The sequence below is a fragment of the Cellulomonas sp. GTC20042 genome (genome assembly GCF_055389595.1).
On sequence record NZ_AP043678.1, the window covers coordinates 2,605,336 to 2,620,589 of the forward strand.

Here is a 15,254-nt window from a genome sequence, read left to right on the forward strand (position 1 = left end):
CGCGCGCAGTGATCAGCGCAGACCCGGGTGGGCTCACGTGCCCGCTGGCCGCGACCGCCCCGCGCCCCGACACTGGGCGCATGTGTGGCCGCTACGCGCAGACCCGCGCCGCCGACGCCCTGGAGCGCGACCTGATCGTGGACCGGATCCTCGGCGAGCACCCCGGACCCTCGTGGAACGTCGCCCCCACCCAGGACGTGCCGGTGGTGCTGGAACGCGTCGAGGACGAGCGCCCCGAGCGCCAGCTGCGCACCGCCCGCTGGGGGCTGGTGCCGTCCTGGGCGAAGGACACGTCGATCGGTGCCCGGATGATCAACGCGCGCTCGGAGACCGTGCTGGAGAAGCCCGCGTTCCGCAAGGCCGCCGCCCGGCGTCGCGCGCTGGTGCCGATGGACGGCTACTACGAGTGGCAGCCGCAGGAGCACGGCCCCAAGACCCCGTTCTTCCTGCACGCCGACGCGCCGCTGGCCGCCGCCGGGCTGTACGAGCTGTGGCGCGACCCGTCCCGCGCCGCCGACGACCCGCTGCGCTGGCTGTGGTCGGTCACCGTGATCACCCGCCCCGCCACCGACAGCCTCGGGCACATCCACGACCGCTGCCCGGTGCTGCTGCCGGCCGATCGCTGGGACGACTGGCTCGACCCGTCGATCACCGCCGCCGACGAGGTCGGCGCGATGCTGGTGCACGTGCCGGAGCCGCACCTGGTGCCGCGCGAGGTGTCCCGGGCGGTGGGCAACGTGGCGAACGACGGGCCGCACCTGGTCGAGCCGGTCTGACTGGCACGATGGGCACGTGACCAGCGACCGCACCCCGCCCGGCCCGCTCGACCTCCCCGCCGCCGAGGAGATGTGGCAGCGGTACGTCGCCGCGCACCCGGAGGCCGTGGTCGCCGGGGACGAGCACGTGGTCGACCGCTTCGGCGACTCCGCGCAGCTGTCCGACGCGCTGCTCGGCGTGGTGCTGCACGGGTACAAGCGCGCCACCGCCGAGCTGGTCGCCGAGTTCGCCGCCCGCGGAGAGGCGCTGCCGCGGATCGGTGCGCACTGGATCGCCTGCGACGGCCGGGGTGCCCCGCGCGTCGTGCTGCGCACCACCGAGCTGCGGATCGCGACCTTCCGCGAGGTCGATGCCGACTTCGCCTTCGACGAGGGCGAGGACGACCGCTCGCTGACGTCCTGGCGCGCGCAGCACCGGATCTACTGGGAGCGGACCTGCGCCGCGCGCGGGGCGGCCTGGGACGAGCAGGACGCGATCGTGCTGGAGCGGTTCGCGGTGGTGTGGCCGCCGGAGCACGCGGACTGACCGGTCCTCACATCCGGCGCACAGGGACCACCTGGTCGGCGCCCACGCGCGTCGCGTTCGCTGGGGAGCAGCCCGCACCCCGACGAGAGGACGCCCCATGCGGTTCCGCACCCGCCGATCCCCCGATCCCGCCGCCCCCCGCCGCGGCCCGTGGCGGGGCGCCGTCGCGGCGCTCGCGGCCCTCGGTCTGCTGGCCGGCTGCACCGCCGCCTCCGCGACCGACGAGGACTCCGCCACCGGCACCGGACTGTTCGACTCCTCCGAGGTCCACTCGATCGCCGTCGAGTACGACCAGGACGACTACGACGCCATGATCGACACCTACCTGGAGACCGGCGAGAAGGACTGGATCACCGCCACGGTCACCATCGACGGCACCACGATCGAGGACGTCGGCCTCAAGCTCAAGGGCAACTCGACCCTGCGCGGGCTGACCGCCGCCACCACCGAGGACGGCGACGACGGCGGCGACGAGTCCGACGGCGACGCCTCTGCCGACGACCCGGCCGGTCTGCCGTGGCGGATCCGCCTGGACAAGTACGTCGACGGCCAGAGCTACGAGGGCCAGACCGATCTGGTGGTGCGCGGCAACAGCACCGAGACCTCGCTGAACGAGGCCGTCGCGCTCGAGCTGATCGAGGAGGCCGGGCTGGCGTCCGAGCAGGCCACCGCCGTGCGGTTCAGCGCCAACGGCTCCGACGAGCAGCTGCGGCTGGTCGTGCAGAACCCCGGCAAGGTCTTCGACGCGGAGAACTTCGACGGCGACGGGATCCTCTACAAGGCGCTGTCCACCGGCGACTGGTCCTACCGCGGCGACGACCCGGCCGACTACGCCGACGCCTTCGAGGTCAAGGCCTCCAGCGACGGCGAGGACGACCTGACCCCGCTGATCGCGTTCCTGAAGTTCCTCGACGAGTCCGACGACGCGACCTTCGCCGCCGAGCTCGGCGACTACCTGGACGTCGACTCCTTCGCCACCTACCTGGCCGTGCAGGACCTGGTCGCCAACACCGACGACATCGACGGGCCGGGCAACAACGCCTACCTGCGGTACGACACCGAGACCGGGCTGATGACGGTGGTCTCCTGGGACCAGAACCTGTCCTTCGGCGGCTTCGGTGGCGGGGGCGGCGGTGCAGGTGGCGGGATGCCGGGCGGCGACGGCGGCTTCGGCGGCGGGACGGACGACGACGGTGCCGGGCGGCAGGGGCCGGGCGGCGGCGGGATGCCCGGTGGTGCGACCGACGGGACGGGCTCGACGGGGACGGACGGCGCGACCGGGGACCGCCCCGAGCCGCCCTCGGGCGACGCGCCGACCGATCTGCCCACCGACCTGCCCGACGGCGAGGCCCCGGCAGACCTGCCCTCCGACGCGGCGGCCGGCGGGATGGGCGGCGGCATGGGGTCCATGGGCGGCGACAACGTGCTCGTCACCCGGTTCCTCGCCGACGACACCTTCTCCGCCCTGGTCGACACCGCCGAGCAGACCCTCCAGGCCGACCTGGTCGACAGCGGACGCGCGCAGGAGATCCTCGACACCTGGGTCGCCGTGCTGACCGACGGGGCGAGCGACCTGTTGGACGCCGACACGATCCAGTCCGAGGCCGACGCGATCTCCGCGTACTTCACCGGCGACGCGGGGACGTCGGGCACCGCACCCGGCGGGTCGTCGGCGGGCGGGTCCTCGGCGGGCGGCTCGTCGGCCGGCGGGTCGCGCCGCGAGGACACCGAGGGCACCGCCACCGCGGAGGCCACCGCCGACGCGTGATCGCCGCGACCCGCGCTGCGGGCGGCGTGCTTGCCGGACCACCGGCGGGTGCGCCGCCCGCGTCGCGTACGCCCACCTACCGCGCGGCACGCAGCGCCGCGACCACCCCCACCACCGCGAACGTCACCGTCGCGACCAGCACCAGCAGCATCGGCGCCACCCACCCGTCGGTGGCCGTGTGCAGCGCCCCGGCCAGCGGCGGGCCCGCCGTCGCCGCGAGGTACCCGCCGGTCTGCACCCGGGCCGACAGCGACGCCGCCTCCGAGTCGGTCCGGGCGATCCGCGCCACGATCGAGAAGATCGCCGTGAACCCTCCCCCCTGCGCGATCCCGCCGACCACCGCCCACACCGGGTACGCCCCGGGCGCCAGCAGCATCCCGACCGGCAGCGTGCACCACAGCGCGCCGACCACGGCCACCGGCACCCATCCCGGCGTCCGCGCGGCCAGCAGCGGCACGCCCAGCGCCCCGACCACCGCCGCGATCTGGAACAGCGAGGCCACCGACCCCGATCCCGACGCGCTCAGCCCGCGCTCGTCCGCGAGCAGCGTCGGCAGCCAGGTCGTCACCGCGTAGTAGGCGAACGCCTGCCCGCAGAACGCGATCATCAGCAGCCAGCCGATCACGGTCACCCGTCGCGCGGGGTGCGCCGTCGCCCCGCCGCCCGCCCCGGCGTCCGCGGGTGCCTCGGCGCGCTCCGGCACGTCCCGCCGCGCCAGCGGCACCCAGCACAGCGCCCCGATCCCGGCGACCAGCGCCCACGCCGCGAGCGCCCACCGCCAGCCGACCTGTGCCGCCAGCGGAGCCGTGCCGAGCATCGTCACCATCGACCCGATGTTCAGCGCCGCCGTGTACGCCCCGGTCACCAGCCCGACCCGGTGCGCGGGCACGTCCCGTCGGATCACCACCGGGATCACGATGTTCCCGATCGTGATCGCCGACCCGATCAGCAGCGTCCCCGCGATCACCACCGGCGCCGGCCCGATCGACCGCACCACCACGCCGGCCAGCACCCCGAGCAGGCAGATCAGCACCGCCGCGTCCGGTCCCGCCCGTCGGATCACTCGCACCGCCAGCGGCGCCGCGAGCGCGAAGCACAGCACCGGCAGCCCGGTCAGCAGCCCCGAGACCGTCGCCGAGATCCCCAGGTCCGCCTGGATGTCGCCCAGCACCGGCGCCGGGGCCACGATCGGCGCCCGCAGGCTCAGCGCGGCGACCAGGATCCCGCCGACCACCGCCCACGGCAGACGACCGGATCGGGCGAGGGCGGGGAACGTCGGCACCGGCGCATCGTAGGGATCGCGTGTGACGCGGGCGTGTCGCGTCCGCCGTGCGGTCCGGCCCGGCGCAGGCTCCGCCCGACGTGGGATCAGAACGTGAGCAGCAGCGTGTCCGATCCGCCGACCCGCCCCACCGGCACGAACCCCCGGCGCTCGTACATCCCGCGCGCCCGGTCGTTCCCGTCCTCCACGCTCAGGCTCACCGCCCGGTGGCCCGCCTCCCGCGCCAGCCGCAGGCCCCCGTCCAGCAGCGCCGACCCCGCGCCGCTCCCCCGCCCGCCGTCCAGCACCGCCATGCTCAGCTCCGGCACGTCCGCCGCCACGAACCCGTACCCCGGCCGGTCCTCGGGCAGCACCCGCAGCCACGCCGCCCCGAGCGTCGTTCCGTGGTCGTCCACCGCCACGACCCCGAGGTCCCCGGCCCGTGGCCAGCCCTCGACGTACCGGGCCAGGTGATCGTCCACGAGCACCCGCTCCGCGGTCCACGCCTCGGCGCCGTCGGCATCGTGGTCCCAGTCGACCGCCGCCACGACCAGGTCGACCAGCAGGTCACGGTCGCTCGCCGTCGCCTCGCGCAGGTGCATCCCGCCACGCTGCCAGCGCCGGGGCACGCGGTCCAGCGGATACCCCCGCACCGGTAGGCTGGCCCACCGTCACAGGGGCCTGTAGCTCAGTTGGTCAGAGCGCCGCGCTTACACCGCGGAGGTCGTCGGTTCGAGACCGGCCGGGCCCACACTCGGGTGGACGCCGCTACCCGCGGCACCAGCGGGCCGGCTAGGCCAGGTCGGGCAGGTCGATGCCCGCGCGCTCGGCGCGTCGGACCCGCTCCGGCTCGCGCAGCGCGAGCGCCGCGGCGAGGACGTCGAGCACGGCCAGGTGCGCGAGGCGGCTGCCTGCGGCGGCCATCTGGGTCGACAGGGGCGACCCGCCGACCACGAGCGCGGTGTCGGCGAGCTCTGTGAGCGGCGTCCCGTGATGATTCGTGATCGCGATCACCGTGGCGCCGGCGTCGGCCGCCGCATCTGCGACAGCGAGTGTCGCGGTCGTGCGCCCCGTCGAGCTGACGGCCAGGAGCACGTCCCCGGGACGCAGCAGGCGAGCGGCGATCATCGCGGACTCGTGGTCGACGACGCCTGCCGTCCGCACGCCCAGCGCACGCAGGCGGAACACCGCGTCCGCGGCCACCGTCGCCGACGGCCCCGCCCCGTACGCGAGCAGCTGCGAGCAGGAGCGCACGGCCTCCAGCGCCGCGTCGATCTGGTCGGCGGCGATCGCACCCCGGAGGGCGGTGAGCGCCTCCACGCCCGTCTGCACCGAGAACTCCACCACCGCGCGGGCATCAGCGCCGCCGTCCAGCGACGCCGGCGGGGCGAAGAAGTCTGCCGTGCCGCGAGCGCGTGCGATCTCGAGCTTGAGCTCCGCGAAGCCGGCGTACCCGATCGCCCGTGCCGCGCGGACCACGGTCGGTGCGGAGACCCCTGCACGGGCGCTGACCTGCGCCGTGGTGCTCATGCCGACGAACAACGGATCGGACAGCAGCAGCGCGACCACCTTCGCCTCGCTCGCCGCGAGGCCGGCGCTGTTCGCCTGCACCACGCCCAGCCAGCGCCCGAGCGAGTCGCTCTCGCTCACAACGCTGTTACCGATATCGCGCGCCACGGGTAACAGCGTAACGTGCGGTCTGTGAGCACACCACCGAACCCTCCAGAGCCTCGCGTGCCGGCGCCACCCGCGATCGCGATCGTCGGACCGGGCGCGATCGGCACAGCCGTGGCGGCAGCGCTCCACGAGGCAGGGCGCACTCCTCACCTCTACGGCCGCACACCTCGCACGCACCTCGAGCTGCGCGTCGACGACGAGCGCCTGCGCGTCCCCGGCCCCGTGCGCACCGACCCGAGCGGCGACACGCACCCCGCCGATATCGTCTTCTTCGCCGTCAAGGCCACCCAGGTCGAAGCCGCCGGCCCCTGGCTGGCGACCCTCTGCCATCCCGAGACGATCGTGTGCGTCCTGCAGAACGGCGTCGAGCAGACCCGCCTGCTCGAGCCCTTCCTGGCCGCGGGCGTCGAAGCCGTTCCCTCGGTGATCTGGTTCCCCGCTCACCCGCAGCCGGACGGCTCGGTGCTGCTCCGCGGGGTACCGCGCCTGACCCTCCCCGACGTGGCCGCGTCCGCACGCGTCGCCGAGGTGCTCGACGGGACGCGTTGCGCCGTCGATCTCACCGCGGACTTCACGACGGTCGCATGGCGCAAGCTCCTGCAGAACGCGGCCGCCGGCCTGATGGCCCTCACGGGGCGTCGCTCCGGCATGTTCGCGCGGGCCGACGTCGCCGGGCTGGCGCTCGGCTATCTCCACGAGTGCATCACCGTCGCGCGGTCCGAAGGCGCGCGGCTCGACGACAGCGTCGCCGACGAGATCCTCGCGCTCTTCCGCACGTTCCCGCCCGACATGAGCACCTCCATCCTCACCGACCGGGAGGCCGGCCGGCCCCTGGAGTGGGAGATCCGCAACGGCGTCGTCTCGAGGTTCGGTCGCAGCCACGGCATCCCGACGCCGATCAGCGACACGATCGTCGCTCTGCTCGCCGCCGCCAGCGACGGCCCCGGCTGACCCCGCCGGGCGCGGTCCGCGGCGAGGTACGGACCGCACGCGACTCTCTGCTCTCAGCGGATCTCGACCCGCCCCACCCCGCCCCGTCCTACCGTGAGCCATGGCCGCCGACACCCGCCCCGCCCCCACCGCCCGCCGCGAGCCGCTGTGGCGCGACGTCCTCGGCGACCGCCTGCGCCGCCGTCGGCACGAGCGCGGCGAGACGCTGGACGACACGGCCGCCCGCGCCGGGATCTCCCCGCAGTACCTGTCGGAGATGGAGCGCGGGGTGAAGGACCCGTCGAGCGAGATGATCGCGGCGGTGGCCGGGGCCCTCGACCTCACGCTGGTGGACCTGACGCTGGACGTGGCGGCGACGCTGCGCGGGGAGCGGGCGCAGGCGGCGCGCGGGACGGCGGGACGCGCCACGCTCATGGTCGCGGCCTAGCGCGGATCGTCCTCGCACGGCCTGACCCTCGCGAGCCCCGATCCGCGCACCCGCGCCGCCCGCCCCGCCCCGCGCTCAGCGGTGCTCGAGCACGTGGTCCACGATCCCGTACTCCCGCGCGGCGCTCGCGGTGAGCACCCGGTCCCGGTCGGTGTCCGCCCGCAGCACCTCGACGCTGCGCCCGGTGTGCCGGGCCAGCACCTCCTCCATGTCGGAGCGCACCCGCACCACCTCGTCGGCCTGCAGGATCAGGTCGGGGATCGCACCACGGCCCTGCGCGGCGGGCTGGTGCAGCACGATCCGCGCGTGCGGCAGGGCGGCCCGGCGTCCGGCGGCACCGGCGGCGAGCAGCACGGCGCCGGGGCCGATCGCCTGGCCGACGCAGGTGGTGGCGACGGCGGGCCGGATGTATCGCATCGTGTCGTACACGGCGAGCATCGCGCCGGGGTCGCCGCCCTCGCAGTTCACGTAGAGCTGGATCTCCCCGTCGGGGTCCGCCGACTCCAGGTGGATCAGCTGGGCGATCAGCGCGTTCGCCACCCCGGCGTCGATGCCGGTGCCGAGGTAGACGATCCGCTCGGTGAGCAGCTGGGAGTAGACGTCGGTCACCCGGTCGCCGCGCGGGTGCTGGGTGAAGACGGTCGGGATCGTGTACGTGCTCATCGCGCACCCCCTGCGATCCCGGCGAGACCGAAGCCGGCGAGCGCCCGCCCGACGGGCACGATCTCGTCGAAGCCGGTGACCACCGTGTCGATGAACCCGTACTCGCGCGCCTGCTCCGCGGAGTACCAGTGGTCGTGCAGCGAGTCCTCGAAGATCCGATCGATCGGCTGCCCGGTGTCCTGCGCGATCAGGCCGAGGACGGTGTCGCGGGTGTGCCGCAGGTCGTCGGCCTGGAGCTCGATTTCGACGGCGGTGCCACCGATCCCGGCGGAGCCCTGGTGCATGAGGATCCGGGCGTGCGGCAGGGCGCGCCGTTTGCCGGGGGTGCCGGCCGACAGCAGGAACTGCCCGGCGCTGCACGCCAGCCCGAGCGCGAGGGTGGCGACGTCGCACGGGACGAGGCGCATCAGGTCGCGGATCGCCAGCATCGACGGCACGGAGCCGCCGGGCGAGTGGATCCACAGGGCGATGTCGGCGGTCGGGTCCTCGGCGGCGAGCGCGACGACCTGCGTGGCGAGCAGGGTGCCGTTGTCGTCGTCGAGCGGGCCGTCCAGGACGATCACCCGGCGGTCGTAGAGGGCGCGGCGGGCGCGCTGGTCGAAGAGCGGCGGTGCGGAGGTCTCGGTCATGGCCCCAGCGTCGGCGCGCGGGAGCGGTGGCGGCAGCGATCCCCGCCCAGGGCAGGGCTGCTCAGAGCAGCGCGAGCGCCGCGCGGTACGCGTCGAAGGGCCGCGCCCGGCCGTCCCGGTGCAGCAGCGTCCACCGCACGACGCCGTCGGCACCGACGAGCACGCTGCCGCGCAGCGCGTACCCGGCCTCCTCGTCCAGCACCCCGTACTCCCGCGCGGCGGCACCGTGCGGCCAGAAGTCCGACAGCAGGTCGACGGGGTAGCCGTCCTGCTCGGCCCACGCCCGCAGCGCGAACATCGGGTCGCAGGAGATCGCCACCGGGCGCACCCCGGCCGCCGTCAGCTCCGGCAGCCCGGCGGTCAGCTCGCCGAGCTCGCCGGTGCAGGTGCGCGAGAACGCGAACGGCACGAACACGAGCAGCACCGGGCCACCCCGCAGCAGCCCGTCGAGGGTGACGGTCGCCCCGTGCGTGTCGGTCAGCGTGAACCCGGGCGCGGGCGTGCCGACGTCCGGCAGCCCCGGAGCCCGGATCCCCCCGGTCACGCCGTCCGACCGATCGTGCGCGCCGGGCTCAGCGACCGCGGCCGCGCGAGCCCATGCGGGTCGCCGACCAGTCCCCCGCGATCGAGAAGGTGCTGGTGGCGTGCAGGCCTGCCGTGGTGGCGGCCTCCTGGATGTCGTCGTGGCCGACGTGGCCGTCACGACCCGGCTTCGGGGTGAAGACCCAGATCAGCCCGCCGTCGTCCAGCACGGTCAGCGCGTCGACCAGCGTGTCGGTGAGGTCGCCGTCGTCGTCGCGGTGCCAGATCACGACACCGTCCACCACGTCGTCGTAGTCCTCGTCGACCAGCTCGGTGCCGGTCAGCTCCTCCAGTCCGGAGCGCAGGGACTCGTCGACGTCGTCGTCGTACCCGAACTCCTGGACCACCTGCCCCGAGGTGAACCCGAGACGGCCCGCCCCCTGGGGGGCGTCGCCCGTGCTGGAAGCCACGTCCGACCTGTTCCTTCCGTCGCGGCCGCCTCGACGACGACCTGCTGATGATCACCGAACGGTAGCCCACCTCACCCCTCGCGCGCGTGGCAAGGGCGTGGCGCGTCCGGCGCGTCGCCGTGATCACCGCCGATCCGCCCGCCGCCGCGACGACCCGCGACCCCGCCGATCCGCCCGCGATACCCGTGCGCGACCCCGCGCACCCCCTCCGACGTGCGCGGACGTGACGAGGACCACGCCGAAATCACGCCGATGTCACCGACGTCACGCACTCCGGACCCCCGACCAGGAGACTTTCGGGGTCGGGAGGCCGGACAATGGTCCTACCCCGCTCGGACGCACGCCCACCTGGCGTGCACCGCTCGGGGCCGAGATGCGCACCGGGGCCGACCGGCCCGTGACGCGACGAGCGTGGAGAGGCGAGGAGCACTGGTGGCTTCCAAGGACGAGCGCGGGCCGCTCATCAACGGCCTGCTGAGCCAGGTACCGGACGTCGACCCGGACGAGACCTCCGAGTGGGTCGAGTCCATCGACGGTCTCATCGACGACAAGGGCGGCCCCCGGGCCCGCTACGTCCTGCTGAGCATGCTGAAGCGTGCCCGGGAGCGGAACGTCGCGGTGCCGGCCGAGCTCAACACCCCGTACGTGAACACGATCGGCGTGCACGAGGAGCCCTACTTCCCCGGCGACGAGGTGCTCGAGCGCCGCTACCGCTCGTGGAACCGGTGGAACGCCGCGGTCATGGTGACCCGCGCGCAGCGCCCCGGGATCGGGGTCGGCGGCCACATCTCCTCGTACGCCTCCGTGGCGACGCTGTACGAGGTGGGCCTCAACCACTTCTTCCGCGGCAAGGACCACCCCGGCGGCGGCGACCAGGTCTACTTCCAGGGCCACGCCTCCCCCGGCGTCTACGCCCGCGCGTTCCTCGAGGGCCGGCTGACCGAGCACCAGCTCGACGGCTTCCGCCAGGAGATGTCGCACCCGGGCGGCGGCCTGCCGTCCTACCCGCACCCGCGCCTCGCGCCCGACCTGTGGGAGTTCCCCACGGTGTCGATGGGCCTCGGCCCGGCGTCCGCGATCTACCAGGCGTGGACCAACAAGTACCTCGACCTGCGCGGCATCAAGGACACCAGCCAGCAGGACGTCTGGGCGTTCCTCGGCGACGGCGAGATGGACGAGCCCGAGTCGCGCGGCATGCTCCAGCACGCCGCCCAGCAGGGCCTGGACAACCTGACCTTCGTGGTCAACTGCAACCTGCAGCGCCTCGACGGCCCGGTGCGTGGCAACGGCAAGATCATCCAGGAGCTCGAGGCGCAGTTCCGCGGCGCCGGCTGGAACGTCATCAAGGTCGTGTGGGGCCGCGAGTGGGACGCCCTGCTCAACGCCGACAAGGACCGCGCACTGGTCCACCTGATGAACACCACCCCGGACGGCGACTTCCAGACGTACCGCGCCGAGGACGGCGCGTTCATCCGGGAGAACTTCTTCGGGCGCGACCCGCGCACCAAGCAGCTCGTCGAGCGGATGACCGACGACGAGATCTGGGCACTCAAGCGCGGCGGCCACGACTACCGGAAGATCTACGCCGCCTACAAGGCCGCGCGCGAGCACACCGGCCAGCCGACCGTCATCCTGGCGCACACCATCAAGGGCTACGGGCTGGGCTCCGGCTTCGCCGGCCGCAACGCCACGCACCAGATGAAGAAGCTCAAGGCCGACGAGCTCAAGACGCTGCGCGACTCGCTGCACATCCCGGTCACGGACGAGCAGATCGACGAGAACCCCTACGTCCCGCCGTACTACCACCCCGGTCAGGACGACCCGGCGATCCAGTACCTCCAGGAGCGCCGTCGGGCCCTCGGCGGCTACGTGCCGGAGCGCCGCTCCACGCACAAGCCGGTCACGCTGCCCGGCGAGAAGGCCTACGAGCTGCTGAAGAAGGGCTCCGGCCACCAGGAGGTCGCCACGACGATGGCGCTGGTGCGCCTGTTCAAGGACCTGGTCAAGGACAAGGAGCTGGGCAAGCGCCTGGTGCCGATCATCCCGGACGAGGCTCGCACCTTCGGTCTGGACTCGATCTTCCCGAGCGCCAAGATCTTCAACACGAACGGTCAGAACTACCTGGCCGTGGACCGCGACCTCATGCTCTCCTACAAGGAGTCCGAGTCCGGCCAGATCATGCACACCGGCATCAACGAGGCCGGTTCCGCCGCCGCGTTCCAGTCGGTCGGCACGTCCTACGCCACCCACGGCGAGCCGCTGATCCCGTTCTACTTCTACTACTCGATGTTCGGGTTCCAGCGGACCGCCGACCAGTTCTGGGCGGCGGGCGACCAGATGGCCCGCGGGTTCCTGATCGGCGCCACCGCCGGCCGGACCACGCTGACCGGTGAGGGCCTGCAGCACGCCGACGGCCACTCCCCGCTGATCGCCGGCACCATGCCGCACGTCGTGCACTACGACCCGGCCTACGGGTACGAGATCCGGCACATCGTGCGCGACGGCCTCCAGCGCATGTACGGCGAGGACGGGCGCGACCCCGACGTCCTGTACTACCTCACGGTCTACAACGAGCCGATCGTGCAGCCGGCCGAGCCGGAGGACGTGGACGTCGAGGGCATCCTCAAGGGCATCCACCAGGTGGCCGCCGCCGAGGGCGAGGGCCCGAAGGCGCAGATCATGGCGTCCGGCGTGGCCGTGCCGTGGGCCCTCGAGGCCCGCGACCTGTTGGCCCGCGACTGGGGCGTCAGCGCCGCGGTGTGGTCGGTGACCTCGTGGAACGAGCTGCGTCGTGACGCGCTCGCCGCCGAGGAGCACGCCTTCCTGCACCCGGGCGAGGAGGAGCGGGTCCCGTACCTCACCGCCAAGCTGTCCGGCGCCGAGGGCCCGTTCGTCGCGACCACGGACTACGACCACCTGGTCGCCGACCAGGTCCGTCAGTGGGTCCCGGGCCGCTACGCCACGCTCGGCGCCGACGGGTTCGGGTTCTCCGACACCCGCGCCGCCGCCCGCCGGCACTTCAAGATCGACGGGCCGTCGACCGTGGTCCGCGTCCTCCAGCAGCTCGCCCGCGAGGGCAAGGTCGCTCCGGACGCGCCCGCGCAGGCCATCGAGCGGTACCGCCTGCACGACGTGACCGCCGGCACCTCCGGCAACGCCGGCGGCGACGCCTGATCCGCACGACCTGACAGACACGCAGGGCCCGGACCGCACTGGTCCGGGCCCTGCGTGCGTCTGCGCGTGGGCGGATCTGCGCCGAGTTGTCACCTCTTGTCGCTTCCGCAGCCCGTGAAGCGACGAAAGATGACAACTCGGCGAGGGCTACGGACGAGCGGGAGCGCGCGAGGGCGCAGGGACGCGCGCGAGGGCGCAGGGACGCGCGCGAGGACGCGGGGACGCGCGCGCGGGAAGCGCAGCGCAGCGTGCGGGGGCTCAGGCGTGCGGGACGAGGCGGTCGAGCTCGCGGCGCATCTCCGCGACCCGCTCCTGGTGCGGGTACAGGTCCAGCGACGCCAGGTGCTGCTTGGCGTCCAGCGGCCGGTCGGCCTCGACGGCGGCGAGCACGAGCTCGCGGGCCACCTCGGGGTCGTGCTCGCGCGGGTGCCAGTGCCCCGTGCCCAGGGCGAGCGCCTCGACGGGCTGCCCCGCCTCGCGCAGCAGCCGCAGGCCGGCGAGCAGCGCCTGCCCGGAGGGGTCGCGCTCTGCTGCGGTCGTGAGCCGGCGGACGGTGCCCTCCAGGTCGTCGCGCACGGAGAGCCGGGCGACCTCGACCAGCGGGTACCAGGCGCGCGGGTTGCCGGCCAGCTCCTCGCCGAGGGCCCAGACGGCCAGGTCGGCGCTGCGCTGCTTCTCGGCGTCGTCCACCTCGGCGGTGAGCGGGTCCTCGTCGGAGCCGGTGACCGCGTGCCGGCGCACCAGCTCGGCCAGGGCGGCGAACGCCCGCACGTCGTTCGGGTCGTCGCCGAGGCGGGACCGCAGGGCGTCCTCCTGAGGGACGTCTCCGTGCCGGGTCGTGGCGCCGGGCCGCCGGGCCCCCACGCGGGACGCGGGCGCAGGACGGCCCAGGAGTCGTCGCAGCCGGAACAGCAGAGCCATGACGCGACACTATCCGCTGCCGCACGGCCGCACCCGGTCGAACGGCGTCCGGATCGCTTCCGCGCCGACGATCCTTTGTGGACTGTCCACAACAGGGACCTATGCTCGGGTCATGCCTCAGGCCCCCCGCACCCCGGCGTCCCCCTCCGCCGGGTCCGCCGCCTCCGCCGTGCGCGCCGAGGCCCTCGCCCCCGCACCGCCGGCCACCTCGCCGGCCCGCACCCGCACCCGGGCCGGACGGATCGCCACCGCCCCCGACGCGTTCAACGGCGACACCCTGCGCCGCGTCCGCGAGGGCTCGGGGATGCTCGCGGCAGCCGCGATGCGCCGGCTGGACGAGGACCTCGACTGGTACCGCGCGCTGCCCGCCGACGACCGCTCCTGGGTGGGGCTGGTCGCGCAGGCCGGCATCTCGGCCTTCGTCACCTGGTTCGCGGATCCGTCCAAGCCGCCGCACGGCGTCGGGGAGATCTTCGCCACCGCTCCCCCGGAGCTGACCCGGTCGATCTCCTTGCAGCACACGTTGCAGCTGGTGCGCGTGGTGGTGGACGTCGTCGAGGCGCACTCCGACCGCCTGGCGGCCCCGGGCGCCGAGCGCGACCTGCTGGAGGCGGTGCTGCGCTACTCCCGCGAGGTGGCGTTCTCCGCGGCCGAGGTCTACGCCCGTGCCGCCGAGATGCGCGGCGCCTGGGACGCCCGGCTGGAGGCGCTGGTCGTGGACGCGCTGCTGCGCGGCGACGTGGACGACTCGCTGCGCTCGCGGGTCGCGGCCCTCGGCTGGAGCGGTCGCGGGTCGACGCTGGTCGTGGTCGGCACCACCACCTCCTCGCTGGACGACGTGCGGACCGCGGACCTGCGCCGGGCGACGCGCCGGGCCGCCGACGACGCGCTGGTGGGGATCCAGGGCGACCGGCTGGTGGTGTTCCTCGGCGGTCACGGCGACCTGCGCGAGGCCGCCGAGTCCCTGCTGCCGCGTTTCGGCCCCGGGCCGGTGGTGATCGGGCCGTCCGGCGAGGACCTGGCCGACGCCGCCCGTTCCGCCCGCGCGGCCTTGGCCGGGCTGGCCGCGGTCGCCGCCTGGCCGCAGGCGCCGCGCCCGGTGCTCGCCCAGGACCTGCTGCCCGAGCGCGTGCTGGTCGGCGACGCCACGGCGCGCGAGGCGCTGGTCTCGCAGGCGTACGTGCCGCTGCTGGCCAGCACCGGGTCGCTGCTGGAGACGCTGACCGCCTACCTGGCGGCGGGGCGCTCGCTGGAGGCCGCCGCCCGCACGCTCTACGTGCACCCGAACACTGTGCGCTACCGCCTGCGCCGGGTGTCCGAGGTCACCGGGTGGGACCCGCTGGACCCGCGCGAGGCCTACGTCCTCCAGCAGGCCCTCGCCGTCGGCCGCCTCGACCACCCCGCCTGACCCCGCGCGCCGCCCGCGCAGTTGTGGGAGGGGTACAAGACGCCTCGGCGAGGTTGGTGGGGGTCGTGAGGGGGCAGGAGG

General features: G+C 74.3%; 15 protein-coding genes and 1 tRNA gene. 8 read left to right on the plus strand and 8 right to left on the minus strand.

Translation table 11 applies throughout. The annotated features are described in order from the left end of the window. Window positions 1–80: 80 nt before the first annotated feature. The 3 genes from ACZ5HG_RS12120 (at window position 81) to ACZ5HG_RS12130 (ending at window position 3,070) form a co-directional block, all read left to right on the plus strand. A complete protein-coding gene (locus ACZ5HG_RS12120; protein WP_464176573.1) occupies window positions 81–776 on the plus strand; it encodes an SOS response-associated peptidase in 696 nt (231 codons plus the stop codon). Window positions 777–846: 70 nt separating this feature from the next. Continuing rightward, the gene (locus tag ACZ5HG_RS12125) at window positions 847–1,302 is read left to right on the plus strand and encodes an ASCH domain-containing protein (protein ID WP_464182151.1); all 456 of its coding nucleotides are present in this window, start codon (window positions 847–849) and stop codon (window positions 1,300–1,302) included. A 97-nt stretch (window positions 1,303–1,399) separates the two neighbouring features. After that, entirely contained in the window at window positions 1,400–3,070 is a 1,671-nt protein-coding gene (locus tag ACZ5HG_RS12130) for a CotH kinase family protein (RefSeq protein WP_464176576.1), read from the plus strand. Between the two features lie 76 nt (window positions 3,071–3,146). Here ACZ5HG_RS12130 and ACZ5HG_RS12135 read toward each other — a convergent pair whose 3' ends face one another. Together ACZ5HG_RS12135 and ACZ5HG_RS12140 are read right to left on the minus strand one after the other, a co-directional pair. Then, entirely contained in the window at window positions 3,147–4,352 is a 1,206-nt protein-coding gene (locus ACZ5HG_RS12135; RefSeq protein ID WP_464176578.1) for an MFS transporter, read from the minus strand. 86 nt (window positions 4,353–4,438) lie between these two features. Beyond that, the gene (locus ACZ5HG_RS12140) at window positions 4,439–4,933 is read right to left on the minus strand and encodes an N-acetyltransferase family protein (protein WP_464176580.1); all 495 of its coding nucleotides are present in this window, start codon (window positions 4,931–4,933) and stop codon (window positions 4,439–4,441) included. Window positions 4,934–5,008: 75 nt separating this feature from the next. Here ACZ5HG_RS12140 and ACZ5HG_RS12145 point away from each other — a divergent pair. Further along, window positions 5,009–5,082 (plus strand) — tRNA-Val (locus tag ACZ5HG_RS12145). A 41-nt stretch (window positions 5,083–5,123) separates the two neighbouring features. Here ACZ5HG_RS12145 and ACZ5HG_RS12150 read toward each other — a convergent pair. Then, complete coding sequence (locus ACZ5HG_RS12150) at window positions 5,124–6,008, minus strand: MurR/RpiR family transcriptional regulator (protein WP_464176582.1); 885 nt, start codon at window positions 6,006–6,008, stop codon at window positions 5,124–5,126. 24 nt (window positions 6,009–6,032) lie between these two features. Between ACZ5HG_RS12150 and ACZ5HG_RS12155 the strand changes: the two genes are divergently transcribed. Both ACZ5HG_RS12155 and ACZ5HG_RS12160 read left to right on the plus strand, forming a co-directional pair. Further along, window positions 6,033–6,959, plus strand: a complete 927-nt coding sequence (locus ACZ5HG_RS12155) for an oxidoreductase (RefSeq protein ID WP_464176584.1) — start codon at window positions 6,033–6,035, stop codon at window positions 6,957–6,959. Window positions 6,960–7,059: 100 nt separating this feature from the next. Beyond that, window positions 7,060–7,386 carry a helix-turn-helix domain-containing protein gene (locus ACZ5HG_RS12160; protein WP_464176586.1) on the plus strand — a complete coding sequence of 109 codons (327 nt, stop codon included), beginning with the start codon at window positions 7,060–7,062 and terminating at the stop codon, window positions 7,384–7,386. A gap of 75 nt (window positions 7,387–7,461) precedes the next feature. On the opposite strand, the gene ACZ5HG_RS12165 is transcribed toward ACZ5HG_RS12160, so the two are convergent. From ACZ5HG_RS12165 to ACZ5HG_RS12180, 4 genes are all read right to left on the minus strand, one after another. Beyond that, window positions 7,462–8,049, minus strand: a complete 588-nt coding sequence (locus tag ACZ5HG_RS12165) for a ClpP family protease (RefSeq protein ID WP_464176588.1) — start codon at window positions 8,047–8,049, stop codon at window positions 7,462–7,464. Continuing rightward, complete coding sequence (locus ACZ5HG_RS12170; RefSeq protein WP_464176590.1) at window positions 8,046–8,678, minus strand: ClpP family protease; 633 nt, start codon at window positions 8,676–8,678, stop codon at window positions 8,046–8,048. The genes ACZ5HG_RS12165 and ACZ5HG_RS12170 overlap by 4 nt, the downstream gene beginning before the upstream one ends. A 61-nt stretch (window positions 8,679–8,739) precedes the next feature. Next, window positions 8,740–9,222, minus strand: a complete 483-nt coding sequence (locus ACZ5HG_RS12175) for a peroxiredoxin (RefSeq protein WP_464176592.1) — start codon at window positions 9,220–9,222, stop codon at window positions 8,740–8,742. A gap of 28 nt (window positions 9,223–9,250) precedes the next feature. Then, window positions 9,251–9,670 (minus strand): DUF3052 domain-containing protein, encoded by a 420-nt coding sequence (locus ACZ5HG_RS12180; RefSeq protein WP_464176594.1) that lies wholly within the window; start codon window positions 9,668–9,670, stop codon window positions 9,251–9,253. A gap of 432 nt (window positions 9,671–10,102) precedes the next feature. On the opposite strand from ACZ5HG_RS12180, the gene aceE reads away from it, so the two are divergent. Beyond that, the gene (aceE, locus tag ACZ5HG_RS12185; RefSeq protein ID WP_464176596.1) at window positions 10,103–12,844 is read left to right on the plus strand and encodes a pyruvate dehydrogenase (acetyl-transferring), homodimeric type; all 2,742 of its coding nucleotides are present in this window, start codon (window positions 10,103–10,105) and stop codon (window positions 12,842–12,844) included. A 258-nt stretch (window positions 12,845–13,102) separates the two neighbouring features. Here aceE and ACZ5HG_RS12190 read toward each other — a convergent pair whose 3' ends face one another. After that, window positions 13,103–13,765, minus strand: a complete 663-nt coding sequence (locus ACZ5HG_RS12190) for a hypothetical protein (RefSeq protein WP_464176598.1) — start codon at window positions 13,763–13,765, stop codon at window positions 13,103–13,105. A 112-nt stretch (window positions 13,766–13,877) separates the two neighbouring features. On the opposite strand from ACZ5HG_RS12190, the gene ACZ5HG_RS12195 reads away from it, so the two are divergent. After that, window positions 13,878–15,173 (plus strand): PucR family transcriptional regulator, encoded by a 1,296-nt coding sequence (locus ACZ5HG_RS12195; RefSeq protein WP_464176600.1) that lies wholly within the window; start codon window positions 13,878–13,880, stop codon window positions 15,171–15,173. Window positions 15,174–15,254 lie beyond the last annotated feature (81 nt).

Coding starts and splice junctions, on each gene's coding strand:
- ACZ5HG_RS12120 (WP_464176573.1), top strand. CDS start 81: ATGTGTGGCCGCTACGCGCAGACCCGCGCCGCCGACGCCCTGGAGCGC.
- ACZ5HG_RS12125 (WP_464182151.1), top strand. CDS start 847: ATGTGGCAGCGGTACGTCGCCGCGCACCCGGAGGCCGTGGTCGCCGGG.
- ACZ5HG_RS12140 (WP_464176580.1), bottom strand. CDS start 4,933: ATGCACCTGCGCGAGGCGACGGCGAGCGACCGTGACCTGCTGGTCGAC.
- ACZ5HG_RS12165 (WP_464176588.1), bottom strand. CDS start 8,049: ATGAGCACGTACACGATCCCGACCGTCTTCACCCAGCACCCGCGCGGC.
- ACZ5HG_RS12190 (WP_464176598.1), bottom strand. CDS start 13,765: ATGGCTCTGCTGTTCCGGCTGCGACGACTCCTGGGCCGTCCTGCGCCC.
- ACZ5HG_RS12130 (WP_464176576.1), top strand. CDS start 1,400: ATGCGGTTCCGCACCCGCCGATCCCCCGATCCCGCCGCCCCCCGCCGC.
- ACZ5HG_RS12195 (WP_464176600.1), top strand. CDS start 13,878: ATGCCTCAGGCCCCCCGCACCCCGGCGTCCCCCTCCGCCGGGTCCGCC.
- ACZ5HG_RS12170 (WP_464176590.1), bottom strand. CDS start 8,678: ATGACCGAGACCTCCGCACCGCCGCTCTTCGACCAGCGCGCCCGCCGC.
- ACZ5HG_RS12160 (WP_464176586.1), top strand. CDS start 7,060: ATGGCCGCCGACACCCGCCCCGCCCCCACCGCCCGCCGCGAGCCGCTG.